Origin of the sequence: Rhizobium brockwellii (assembly GCF_000769405.2) — a bacterium.
GTDB lineage: Bacteria > Pseudomonadota > Alphaproteobacteria > Rhizobiales > Rhizobiaceae > Rhizobium > Rhizobium brockwellii.
This window is the reverse complement of the sequence record NZ_CP053439.1, coordinates 1,166,030-1,178,236: the sequence shown is the minus strand read 5'-3', so window position 1 is coordinate 1,178,236 and position 12,207 is coordinate 1,166,030. Positions and strand designations below refer to the sequence as shown.

12 protein-coding genes are annotated in these 12,207 nt (G+C 61.1%); 10 read left to right on the top strand and 2 right to left on the bottom strand.

All coding sequences use genetic code 11. The features are described from left to right. Positions 1-241: 241 nt before the first annotated feature. The 6 genes from rpsF (at position 242) to alr (ending at position 5,847) form a co-directional block, all read left to right on the top strand. Positions 242-709, top strand: coding sequence for a 30S ribosomal protein S6 (gene rpsF, locus RLCC275e_RS06005; protein WP_003547040.1), 468 nt, complete (start codon positions 242-244; stop codon positions 707-709). 14 nt (positions 710-723) lie between these two features. Then, positions 724-972, top strand: coding sequence for a 30S ribosomal protein S18 (rpsR, locus tag RLCC275e_RS06000; RefSeq protein WP_003547038.1), 249 nt, complete (start codon positions 724-726; stop codon positions 970-972). A 159-nt stretch (positions 973-1,131) separates the two neighbouring features. Next, a complete protein-coding gene (locus RLCC275e_RS05995) occupies positions 1,132-2,118 on the top strand; it encodes a hypothetical protein (RefSeq protein WP_033180441.1) in 987 nt (328 codons plus the stop codon). Between the two features lie 22 nt (positions 2,119-2,140). Further along, the gene (rplI, locus tag RLCC275e_RS05990) at positions 2,141-2,719 is read left to right on the top strand and encodes a 50S ribosomal protein L9 (protein ID WP_011651241.1); all 579 of its coding nucleotides are present in this window, start codon (positions 2,141-2,143) and stop codon (positions 2,717-2,719) included. A gap of 371 nt (positions 2,720-3,090) precedes the next feature. Continuing rightward, a complete protein-coding gene (locus tag RLCC275e_RS05985; protein WP_033180691.1) occupies positions 3,091-4,587 on the top strand; it encodes a replicative DNA helicase in 1,497 nt (498 codons plus the stop codon). A 90-nt stretch (positions 4,588-4,677) separates the two neighbouring features. Continuing rightward, positions 4,678-5,847 (top strand): alanine racemase, encoded by a 1,170-nt coding sequence (alr, locus tag RLCC275e_RS05980; protein ID WP_171816910.1) that lies wholly within the window; start codon positions 4,678-4,680, stop codon positions 5,845-5,847. A 68-nt stretch (positions 5,848-5,915) separates the two neighbouring features. On the opposite strand, the gene RLCC275e_RS05975 is transcribed toward alr, so the two are convergent. Further along, entirely contained in the window at positions 5,916-6,551 is a 636-nt protein-coding gene (locus RLCC275e_RS05975) for a LysE family translocator (protein WP_033180442.1), read from the bottom strand. A gap of 162 nt (positions 6,552-6,713) precedes the next feature. Between RLCC275e_RS05975 and radA the strand changes: the two genes are divergently transcribed. From radA to RLCC275e_RS05955, 4 genes are all read left to right on the top strand, one after another. Next, positions 6,714-8,114: a DNA repair protein RadA gene (gene radA, locus RLCC275e_RS05970; protein WP_033180443.1), complete on the top strand. Its 1,401-nt coding sequence runs from the start codon at positions 6,714-6,716 to the stop codon at positions 8,112-8,114. Positions 8,115-8,203: 89 nt separating this feature from the next. Continuing rightward, complete coding sequence (locus RLCC275e_RS05965) at positions 8,204-8,830, top strand: CvpA family protein (RefSeq protein ID WP_012756822.1); 627 nt, start codon at positions 8,204-8,206, stop codon at positions 8,828-8,830. A 148-nt stretch (positions 8,831-8,978) separates the two neighbouring features. Continuing rightward, a complete protein-coding gene (gene purF / locus RLCC275e_RS05960) occupies positions 8,979-10,469 on the top strand; it encodes an amidophosphoribosyltransferase (protein ID WP_033180444.1) in 1,491 nt (496 codons plus the stop codon). 80 nt (positions 10,470-10,549) lie between these two features. Next, positions 10,550-11,290, top strand: a complete 741-nt coding sequence (locus RLCC275e_RS05955; RefSeq protein ID WP_033180445.1) for an SDR family NAD(P)-dependent oxidoreductase — start codon at positions 10,550-10,552, stop codon at positions 11,288-11,290. A gap of 10 nt (positions 11,291-11,300) precedes the next feature. Here the strand turns inward: RLCC275e_RS05955 and RLCC275e_RS05950 are convergent, their stop codons facing one another. Beyond that, positions 11,301-12,050 (bottom strand): glycoside hydrolase family 25 protein, encoded by a 750-nt coding sequence (locus RLCC275e_RS05950; RefSeq protein ID WP_033180446.1) that lies wholly within the window; start codon positions 12,048-12,050, stop codon positions 11,301-11,303. Between the last annotated feature and the right edge of the window lie 157 nt (positions 12,051-12,207).

The window sequence follows — 12,207 nt, the reverse complement described above, 5'->3', positions numbered from 1 at the left end:
TTTGCCTAAAAAATCCGTATAAGCCGCCCTGTTCGTTAACCCGGTCTTCTGGCTGGTGGCTGAACGGAGGGCCGGTTTCCTCAGGGAAATCGTTCGGAACGGAAGCGTTCCAGCCTCCCGTGTCTCCGCTCTCGACCGTCTCGGAACGCTTTCTTGCCTGGGTCCGCCCAATCAGGAGCAGTCGTTGAGGCTTAGCCGCCGAATATCGGGTTGAACCAAACGCAAGAAAGGCAAAGCTGTCATGGCTCTTTATGAACATGTATTCCTTGCCCGGCAGGATATTTCCGCTCAGCAGGTCGATGCCCTCGTAGAACAGTACAAGGGTGTGATCGAAGCGAATGGCGGTAAGGTCGGGCGTATCGAGAACTGGGGCCTCAAGTCCCTCACCTACCGCATCAAGAAGAACCGCAAGGCGCACTACGCCCTGATGGACATCGATGCACCGGCTGCTGCCGTCCAGGAAATGGAACGTCAGATGCGCATCAGCGAAGACGTTCTTCGCTACATGACGATCGCCGTCGAAAAGCATGAAGAAGGTCCGTCTGCCATGATGCAGAAGCGCGACCGTGACGACCGACCGCGCGAAGGCGGCCGTGGCCCGCGTGAAGGCGGCTTCGGCGATCGCGACCGCGGCCCGCGTCCGCCGCGTGAAGGTGGCTTCGGCGACCGTGACGACCGTCCGCGCCGTCCGCGCGAAGACCGTGTATAAGGGAGATCTGAGATATGTCTGAAACTTCCTCCGCTCCGGTCCGCCGCCCGTTCCATCGCCGCCGCAAGACCTGCCCGTTCTCCGGCGCCAACGCACCGCGGATCGACTACAAGGACGTACGCCTGCTGCAGCGCTACATTTCTGAGCGCGGCAAAATCGTTCCGTCCCGCATCACGGCCGTTTCCCAGAAGAAGCAGCGCGAACTCGCCCAGGCGATCAAGCGCGCCCGTTTCCTCGGCCTGCTGCCCTACGTCGTCGCCTAGTCATCGGCCGACGCACACACTCTTGAGGGAAGGCATTCGTGCCTTCCCTTATCCCTTCTGCGATGGGCGCGGATCGGAACTATTAAAACCCATGTTGAGACGTTTCTGAATTTGATTCAGCAACATCCTCTAACTGCTTGATGAAGCAGGACAGCGACCTTGAAACGACCGAACATTAAAACGCTGCTGATCGGCGCACTCGCCGGATTGACCGCCGCCTTGCTGGTGCTGGGCGCGAGCATGCAGCCGTCGTTTTTCAGCGCGCTTCTTTATACGGCCTCGGCTCTGCCGATCCTGATCGTCGGGCTCGGCTGGGGCAATGCAGCCGCAGTCTCGGCCGTCGTCACCGCCGCGGCACTCGGCGCGATCTTGATCTCGCCTTCCTTCGCGCTGATCATGACGATGGTGACGCTGCTGCCGGCCGGTTGGCTCAGCCATCTCGCCAATCTGGCGCGTCCGGCCGCCGAACTCGGTGGCCCCGACCATCTGCTTGCCTGGTATCCGCTCTCCGATATCCTGCTGCATCTTTGCGGTCTGGTGACGCTCGCCGTCATCGTCATCGGTGTGATCATCGGCTACGGGCCTGAGATTACCGATCCGATCGTCGATCTGCTGATCACCTCGCTCAAGCAGCAGCAGCCGGAATTCATGCCCGATCCGGCAGCGACCGCGCAGACCAAGTCGCTGATCCTGCTGATGCTGCCGGCTTTGCAGGGCGGCATGTGGGTCAGCATGCTGTTTGCCGCCTATTATTTCGCCGTGCGCATCGTTGCAGCCTCCGGCAAGGGCCTTCGTCCGCGCGAGGACATTCCCTCGTCGCTGCGGATGAACCGCAACTCGATCTTCATCTTCCTGGCCGGGCTTGCCGCCTGCTTTTTCGGCGGCGTTCCGGCGCTGGTCGGTGCGACCGTGATCGGCGCCTTCGGCGCCGGCTTCATGCTTGCCGGTTTCGCCTCGCTGCATTTCCGCACGCGCGGCAAGGACTGGCGCATACCAGCCCTCATCCTCTGCTATCTGGCCTCGATGCTCATGCTGCTGCCAGCTCTCCTCATCCTCGTCCTCGGTCTCAGCGATACGCGCAAGGCGATCGCACTGACCCCGACGAAAGATGCTGATGCCCCCAAACAATCCGATACGAAAATCTGAGACACAAGAAAGGAAAAAGAAAATGCAAGTCATCCTTCTCGAACGCATCTCCAAGCTCGGCCAGATGGGCGAAACCGTAAAGGTTCGCGACGGCTTTGCCCGCAACTACCTGCTGCCGCTCGGCAAGGCGCTGCGCGCCAACGCCGCCAACAAGACCCGCTTCGAAGCCGAGCGCGCGACGCTCGAAGCCCGCAACCTTGAGCGCAAGTCGGAAGCCCAGACGGTCGCCGACGTTCTCGACGGCAAGTCCTTCATCGTCGTGCGCTCCGCCGGCGAAACTGGCCAGCTCTACGGTTCGGTTGCTGCCCGTGACGTCGTCGATATTCTCGGCGCCGAAGGCTTCAACATCGGCCGCAACCAGGTTCACCTCAACACGCCGATCAAGTCGATCGGCCTGCACAAGGTCGAGCTGCAGCTGCATGCCGAAGTCGAAATCCACGTCGAGCTGAACGTTGCCCGTTCTGCCGAAGAGGCAGAGCGCCAGTCGAAGGGCGAAGAACTCACCTCGGTCGACGCGATCTACGGCGTCGACGAAGACGCGCTGCGTCCGGAAGACTTCTTCGATCCGGAAGCTGACGGCGTCGACGAAGACGAAGCATAATTTCGTCGGAGCGATCCGCGAGAGGGAAGCCCGGCCACCGCGCCGGGCTTTTTCGTTTCCACCCCTTCGATGTGAGCTGCCGATCGGTTCGCTTTTTTAAGGGGATCTTCCGGATGTTTTTGCTGCGTGCCTTATGACATCGCGCTAAAGTAGCGTTCTCCGAAGCGGATTGGTGAGTCGGCGCCATACCGTGTCGTGCGGGTGACACTGCCAGTATTTCTCCTTTGTGTCGCCCAAGACTGTGGAGAAGTCGAACAACGTGCACAGCGTTCAGGATTTAGGCGAAGCGAGCCCCCGCTCCTTTCGTAGCCTCTTGATTTTCGCGTCCGGAATTGCAAATCCGGAGCTGGAAAAAGACAGAACGGATGATGATGAACGACGCCGCTCGAAAGATTGCAGCTGTTGCCCCGTCGGAGCAGCATTATCGCGAAGCACCCAACAATATCGAAGCCGAGCAAGCGCTTCTCGGTGCGATCCTGATGAACAACGATGCCTATTACCGGGTGTCGGACTTCCTGAAGCCGATTCATCTCTATGAACCGCTGCATCGGAAGATCTTCGAGGTTGCCGGCGATATCATCCGCATGGGCAAGATCGCCAATCCGGTGACGATCAAGACCTTCCTGAAAGCCGACGAGAAAGTCGGCGACATGACGGTTTCGCAATATCTGGCGAGCCTGGTCAGCAATGCCGTCACCGTCATCAATGCCGAGGATTACGGTCGGGCGATCTACGACCTGGCGCTGCGCCGGGCGCTGATCACCATCGGCGAGGACGTCGTCAACATCGCCTATGACGCGCCGCTCGACATGCCGCCGCAGTCGCAGATCGAGGATACCGAACGCCGCCTCTTCGAACTGGCGGAAAACGGCCGCTACGACGGCGGTTTCCAGGCCTTCAACGATGCGGTCGCGCTGGCGATCGACATGGCGGCCGTCGCCAAGGAACGTGACGGCGGACTTTCCGGCATTTCCACCGGCATCCATTCACTGGATTCCAAGATGGGCGGCCTGCAGCGGTCGGACTTGATCGTCCTTGCCGGACGCCCCGGCATGGGCAAGACTTCGCTTGCCACCAACATCGCCTACAATATCGCCGCCTCCTACGAAGGCGAAGTCCAGTCGGACGGCAGCATGAAGGCAAAGAACGGCGGCGTCGTCGGTTTCTACTCGCTCGAAATGTCATCCGAACAGCTCGCCACCCGTATCATCTCCGAGCAGACGGAAGTTTCCTCCTCGAAGATCCGCCGCGGCGACATCAACGATGCCGATTTCGAAAAGCTCGTCGCCTGCTCGATGATGATGCAGAAGGTGCCGCTCTTTATCGACCAGACCGGCGGCATCTCGATCGCCCAGCTTTCGGCCCGCGCGCGCCGTCTGAAGCGCCAGCGCGGCCTCGACGTGCTGGTGGTCGACTACATTCAGCTGATGACCGGCTCGGGCAAATCCAGCGACAACCGCGTGCAGGAAATCACCCAGATCACCACCGGCCTGAAGGCACTCGGCAAGGAGCTCAACGTTCCGATCATCGCGCTGTCGCAGCTCTCGCGTCAGGTCGAAAGCCGCGACGACAAGCGGCCGCAGCTGTCCGACCTTCGCGAATCCGGCTCGATCGAGCAGGACGCCGACGTCGTGCTTTTCGTGTTCCGCGAGGAATATTACGTCAAGAATTCGGAGCCGCGCGACATCCACGATCCGAAATATCCGGAATGGGAAGCGCTGTTCGACAAGGTCAAGGGCACGGCCGACGTGATCATCGCCAAGCAGCGCCACGGGCCGACAGGCACGGTGAAGCTCGCCTTCCAGGCGGAATTCACGCGCTTTGCCGATCTCGCCGATCCCTCCTTCACCCAATATGAAGAGCACTGATCGTGCGGATGCTGCAACGCAGCGCCGGGCTTTCCCTTGACATAGTTGATCTTTAAACTGGCCGGAGAATCCTTCTCCGGCCTCTTTTCGATGTGGATCATGAGCGAATTTTTCGACGCCCCCGAAGACGACAACTTTGCCTCGGCAGGCCTGCGGCTGACCGTCGACCTGACCGCTCTGACGGAGAACTGGCGCGACATGGCGCGCCGCTCCGGTGCGGCGCGCGCTTCGGCGGTCGTCAAGGCAGATGCTTATGGCATGGGCATCGAGGATGCCGGCGAAGCGCTCTATATGGCCGGCGCCCGCGACTTCTTCGTCGCGACCGTCGACGAGGGCGTGACACTCCGCCTCTATGCGCCCGAGGCGCGCATCTTCGTGCTCTCAGGCATCTGGCCGGGCACCGAGCGGCGCTTCTTCGACAATGATCTGGTGCCGGTGATTTCCTCCGACGAGCAGCTCGCCTTCTGGATGGCGGTGCTTGCCGATTACGGCGACTATCCCTGCGCGCTGCATGTCGATACCGGCTTCAATCGGCTCGGACTGCATATCGACGATGCGATCGCGCTCGCCGACGACGTCTCACGGCCTGCGAGCTTCGCGCCTGTGCTTGTCATGAGCCACCTCGCCTGCGCCGACGATCCCACCCATGCGATGAACCGGCAGCAGCTTGAATCATTCCACAGGGTTAGCGCCGCTTATGAAGGCATCGATTCAAGTCTTGCGGCCTCGGCCGGCATCTTTCTCGGTGAGGATTATCACTTCGACCTGACCCGCCCCGGCATCGCGCTCTATGGCGGCGAAGCGGTCAGCGGCATGACGAACCCGATGCGGCCGGTGGCGACGGCGGAAGCGCGCATCATCCAGGTGCGCAGCGTCGAAGCCGGCGAGACCGTCAGCTATGGGCGGGCGCTGCAGCTTCGCCGCGAAAGCCGGCTGGCGATCGCCTCGGCCGGCTATGCCGACGGCTACATGCGCAGCCAGTCGAGCGGCGGCGTGCCACTGCGACAGGTGGTGCCGCAAGGCGGGCAAGGTTTCATCGCCGGACACAAGGTTCCGGTTGCCGGCCGGATCACCATGGACCTGACGATCTTCGATATCACCGACCTGCCTGACAATGCCGTGCGCGCCGGGGATTATGTCGAACTGTTCGGGAAGAACATGCCGGTGGACGACGTGGCCAGGGCATCCGGCACGATCGGATACGAGATCCTGACCAGCATGGGGCTCCGCCACGAGCGGCGCTACGTCGCCGAAGAATAGCCTTCCTACATTATATAGTTAGAGCATGATGTCGTCCGAAAACCGCGCACACTTTTCGGCATCATGCTCTAGCGGCTGCCGATGGCGAGACGGACACCGAGCGCCACGAAAAGCGCACCGAGGCCGCGATCGAGCCAGAGGCCGATTTTTTGATTATGCCTGATTGCATCCGCAAGGCGCCCGCCGAGAAGGATGAGCGGCGGTTCGATGAAGGCGGCGACAACGATAATAAGCCCGCCATGCAGCATGAGCTGGGCCCATGCCGGCCCTGCCCCTTCGAGGACGAATTGCGGCAGGAAGGCCAGGAAGAATATCGCCACTTTCGGATTGAGCAACGACACCAGAATTCCCTGCCGATAGATTCTTGCAACCGGCAATTTTTCACCGGCAGCCTTTATCAGGCCATTGCCGCCACCGGAGCGCAATGCCTGAATGCCGAGCCAGACGAGATAGGCCGCACCGATCCATTTGACCGTCGAGAAGGCGACGGCGGAAGCGGCGAGTATGGCCGAGAGGCCGAGTGCGGCCATCAACACGTGCAGGCAGGCACCGGACCAGACGCCGAACAGTGCGAAAAAACCGGCACGTTTTCCGCTTCTCATCGTATGACCGAGGATGAAAGCGATGTCGGGACCGGGCGAGAGATTGAGCAGAACCGCAGCCGACAGAAATGCAAGCCAGTGCGCAAACGAATAATCGAACATCTTCACCATTCCAGATAAGCAGAGGCAAAGGATAGGCATGGGTGCGCTGATGGGGAAATCATTAGTTTTGATCCGTTGCGATAGCCATTATCTCAAGCACGACGATGATTCGATGAAGCGGCGCGTCGCTTCACTCGCGAACCCGGACTGAAAGAGTATTTGATGGCGAAGGCCAGAACACAATTCATCTGCCAGAGTTGCGGCACGGTTCATAACCGCTGGGCCGGCAAATGCGAGAATTGCGGCGAGTGGAACACCATCGTCGAGGAAGACCCGATGGGCGGGATCGGTTCCGGTCCCGGCAAGACGCCGAAGAAGGGCCGACCAGTGGCGCTGACGGCACTCTCCGGCGAGATCGAAGAGGCGCCGCGTATCCATACCGCCATGTCGGAGCTCGACCGGGCGCTCGGCGGCGGCTTCGTGCGCGGTTCGGCGGTGCTGATTGGCGGCGATCCCGGCATCGGCAAATCGACGCTGCTGATGCAGGCAGCCGCCGCCCTTGCGCGGCGCGGCCACAAGATCGTCTACGTCTCCGGCGAAGAAGCCGTGGCCCAGGTCCGGCTGCGGGCGCAACGCCTTGCGGCGGCCGATACCGACGTGATGCTGGCAGCCGAAACCAATGTCGAGGATATTCTGGCGACGCTCGCCGAGGGCAAGCGGCCGGACCTCGTCATCATCGATTCCATCCAGACGCTGTGGAGCGAACTTGCCGAATCGGCGCCGGGAACGGTGACGCAGGTGCGCACCGGCGTTCAGGCAATGATCCGTTTCGCCAAGCAGACAGGTGCCGCCATGGTGCTCGTCGGGCATGTGACCAAGGATGGGCAGATTGCCGGGCCCCGCGTCGTCGAGCACATGGTTGATGCGGTGCTCTATTTCGAAGGCGATCGCGGCCATCACTATCGCATCCTGCGCACGGTCAAGAACCGCTTCGGCCCGACCGACGAGATCGGCGTCTTCGAAATGTCGGACAAAGGCTTGCGCGAAGTCGCCAACCCCTCGGAACTCTTCCTCGGCGAGCGCAACGAAAAATCGCCGGGTGCTGCGGTCTTTGCCGGTATGGAGGGCACCCGCCCCATTCTTGTCGAGGTGCAGGCGCTGGTGGCCCCAACCTCGCTCGGCACACCTCGGCGCGCCGTCGTCGGCTGGGATTCGGCGCGGCTGTCGATGATCCTTGCGGTGCTTGAGGCCCATTGCGGCGTCAGGCTCGGCCAGCACGACGTCTATCTCAACGTCGCCGGCGGTTACCGTATCTCCGAACCGGCGGCCGATCTTGCCGTCGCCTCGGCGCTGGTTTCCTCGCTTGCCGGTATTGCCCTTCCTGCCGATTGCGTCTATTTCGGCGAAGTCAGCCTGTCGGGCGCCATCCGACCGGTTGCGCACACCGCCCAGCGCCTCAAGGAAGCCGAGAAGTTGGGTTTTTCCGCAGCGCTGCTTCCATCCGCCTCCGCCGAACTGCCGAAGGGCTCCGGCGGGCGCTGGAGCGAAGTCGCAAGCCTGCCGGATCTGGTCGCGCGCATCGCCGGATCGAAGGGAGCGCTGCGTGTGGAAGACGACGTTTGATCCTTTCATTGCCAAGAGTGGTGATGATATAGGAGCACACGATAAGGCACGACACGGCCGCCAAGCGGCAGTCCTGGAGTTGAATTTACATGCCCATTACGATTTTCGACGGTATTGTCATCGGCGTCGTGCTCTTCTCCGCCGTGCTGGCGATGGTCCGCGGCTTTTCGCGCGAGATCCTCTCGATCGCGAGCTGGGGCGGTTCGGCTGCCGCTGCCTATTACCTCTACCCGTACCTGCTGCCCTACGCGAAGAAATACACCGATGACGACCGTATCGCGATCGTCGGTTCAGCAGCGGTCGTCTTCCTGATCGCGCTCATCGTCATCTCCTTCATCACGATGAAGATCGCCGATTTCATCATCGACAGCCGTGTCGGCGCACTCGACCGCACGCTCGGCTTCCTGTTCGGGGCAGCGCGCGGCGTGCTGCTCCTGGTCGTCGCCGTCGCCTTCTGGAACTGGCTCGTCGATGCCGACCACCGTCCGGCCTGGGTCAACGAAGCGAAGTCGAAACCCTTCCTGGATTCGATGGTCGTGAAGCTGAAATCGGTTCTGCCGGAGCAATTTGCCCAGATGATACCGGAAAGCATCCGTGATAAGCTGCAGCCGCCGGCACAGGGCGCCGAAGGTACCACTCCGCCGACGGGCGACCAGGCTCCGGCGGAAGACGCACCGACCGCGCCCGCAGGCGGCGCGCAGCAGCCGGCGAATTGACACAGTGTTCAAGAGCTTGACCCGCCTTCCGGCAATCGCCATTTGAGCGGGACATGAAATGAGGGTCCGGCCGAGCATTCCAGCTCTGCCGGGCTCAGCTATTTCTGGAAATGCCGATCCATTCTTGTGAGAGCAGAGGCCCGCAGAAATGAACCAGTCCCATTCCTTCCCGACCGACGATCCGCTCGACGGAGATACACTGCATGAAGAATGCGGGGTTTTCGGAATTCTGGGACATCCCGATGCCGCCGCGCTCACGGCTCTCGGCCTGCATGCGCTGCAGCACCGCGGACAGGAAGCGGCCGGCATCGTCTCCTTTGACGGCAAGCGCTTCTACCAAGAGCGCCACATGGGCCTCGTCGGTGACCACTATACCAATCCAATGACGCTTGCCCGCCTGCCCGGCAGCATGTCCATCGGTCATACGCGCTACTCGACAACCGGCGAAGTGGCGATGCGCAACGTGCAGCCGCTCTTTGCCGAACTGGAAGAAGGCGGCATCGCCATTGCCCATAACGGCAATTTCACCAACGGCCTGACGCTGCGACGCCAAATCATCGCGACCGGCGCTATCTGTCAGTCGACCTCCGATACCGAGGTCGTCCTCCACCTGATCGCCCGCTCCCGCCACGCTTCGACATCCGACCGCTTCATCGATGCCATTCGCCAGATGGAAGGCGGCTATTCGATGCTCGCCATGACGCGCACCAAGCTGATTGCCGCGCGCGACCCGACCGGCATCCGCCCACTCGTCATGGGAGAATTCGACGGCAAGCCGATCTTCTGCTCCGAGACCTGCGCGCTCGACATCATCGGCGCCAAGTTCATCCGTGACGTTGAGAACGGCGAGGTCATCATCTGCGAAATCCAGCCCGACGGCTCGATCAGCATCGATGCGCGCAAGCCCAGCAAGCCGCAGCCGGAGCGCCTCTGCCTGTTCGAATATGTCTATTTCGCCCGCCCGGACTCGGTGGTCGGCGGCCGTAACGTCTATACGACGCGCAAGAGCATGGGCATGAACCTCGCCAAGGAATCGCCCGTCGACGGCGACGTGATCGTGCCGGTGCCGGATGGCGGCACGCCGGCGGCACTCGGCTATGCCCAGCAGAGCGGGATTCCCTTCGAATACGGCATCATCCGCAACCATTATGTCGGGCGCACTTTCATCGAGCCGACGCAGCAGATCCGCGCCTTCGGCGTAAAGCTGAAGCATTCGGCCAACCGGGCGATGATCGAAGGCAAGCGCGTGGTGCTGGTTGATGATTCCATCGTGCGTGGTACGACGTCTCTCAAGATCGTGCAGATGATCCGTGAAGCCGGCGCGCGCGAAGTCCATGTCCGCGTCGCAAGCCCGATGATCTTCTTCCCGGATTTCTATGGCATCGACACGCCTGATGCCGAAAAGCTGCTGGCAAACCAGTATGCTGATGTCGAAGCCATGGCGAAATATATCGGCGCAGATTCGCTCGCCTTCCTGTCGATCAACGGCCTCTATCGCGCTGTCGGCGGTGAGGATCGCAACCCGGCTCGGCCGCAATTCACCGACCACTATTTTACCGGCGACTATCCGACCCGCCTGCTCGACAAGAACGGCGAGTCCATGGGCAACAAGATTTCGATGCTTGCCAGCAACGGCTGACACGGCGCGCCGGTTTTTCCATTGTCCCATCCCGAGGGGTTCAATCGAACCCCTCTCCCTTCGTGAGGGAACACGACATCATGAATATCAATCTTGAGGGCAAGATCGCACTCGTTACCGGTGCGTCGCGTGGCATAGGCTATTTCACGGCGCTGGAACTTGCCAAAGCCGGCGCCCACGTGATTGCCTGCGCACGCACGGTTGGCGGGCTCGAGGACCTGGACGATGCGATCAAGGCTGTCGGCGGCACGGCGACGCTCGTGCCTTTCGACCTTGCCGACATGAATGCGATCGATGCGCTCGGCGGCTCGATCTTCGAGCGCTGGGGCAAACTCGACATCCTCGTCGCCAATGCCGGCGTGCTTGGCGTCATTTCGCCGATCGGCCATATCGAAGCGAAAGTGTTCGAGAAGGTGATGACCATCAACGTCACCGCGACATGGCGGCTGATCCGCTCGGTCGATCCGCTGCTGGCCCGCTCGGATGCCGGCCGCGCGGTGATCATTTCTTCGGGTGCTGCCCACAAGTGCCGCCCCTTCTGGGGCGCCTATTCCGCGTCCAAGGCTGCGGTCGAGGCACTGGCACGCACTTGGGCCGGCGAAAGTCAAAGCACGCCGCTGCGGGTCACCAGCGTCGATCCGGGGGCGACACGCACGGCGATGCGGGCGCAGGCGGTGCCCGGCGAAGATCCGCAGACGCTGCCGCACCCCTCCGAGGTCGCAAAGGCAATCCTGCCGTTGCTGGGGCCTGGTGTGACGGAGACGGGCAAGCTGTTCATCGTGCGGGAGAACAAGCTCGTCGATTACCGGCTGCCGGAATAAGGTTGACGTTTCAATTCGCTGCATCGGCGGTGAACAGATGCGCAAGGCCCGTTTCCGACGGGCATAGCGCATTGAGGTCAACCAGTCCCTTGATGCCGTCCAATGTGCCGTTATCGGCAAATTGCCAGATTGACCAACGGCTGCATTCTGCCTGCTTCGGCTCCCTGAACACGCTTCGCAGCCACAGGTAATGTTCGGGGAAGCGTGATTCATTGCCTTTCAGATATTGATCGAAGAACTCCTGCGTGACGTAGAAAATAGGTTTTTCCGGAAAGGTGCCCTTCAGCTCGGTGAAGAAGGCGTTCACCTCGGCAGCCATTTCCTCGAGCGTCGGGATCTTGTTGCAATTGCCGACAAACTCCAGATCGACGGCGATCGGTAGAGTTCCCTGCTCCTTCGGCACGGTCGCCAGGACATTCTGCGCCTGATCCTTGCCCGGTCGGCAGAAGGTGAAGAAGTGATAAGCGCCCCTGACCAATCCAGCATCTCCGGCGCGCTGCCAGTTGTCGGCGAATTTGGAATCCCGATGATCTCCACCTTCGGTCGCCTTCATGAAGGCGAAGCGGACGTTCGGCTGCGAGGCAACAACCTTCCAATCGATATCACCTTGGTGATGGCTGACATCGATGCCTTGGATCGGATAGCTGCTTAAGGAAGGATTGTTGAAGCGAAGCATTCCGAAATCGTATGCGAAATATGTAGCGAATGCGACCACCAGAACTGCAGTCGCTCCGATCGTCGATCGGGCCAGTCTCCGCATCCCTTCCTCCCTATTAACAACAGCTTCTCAACCGGCTATGCGAGATTTGTGCCGCGAAAATGGCGAACGAATTTCAAGGGCGCGGCAACCGGTTTCAAAGACGTTGGTTGCTGCAATCGATTCATCGGAGGGGTGGGGTTTTGTTGCCGCTGGTTCG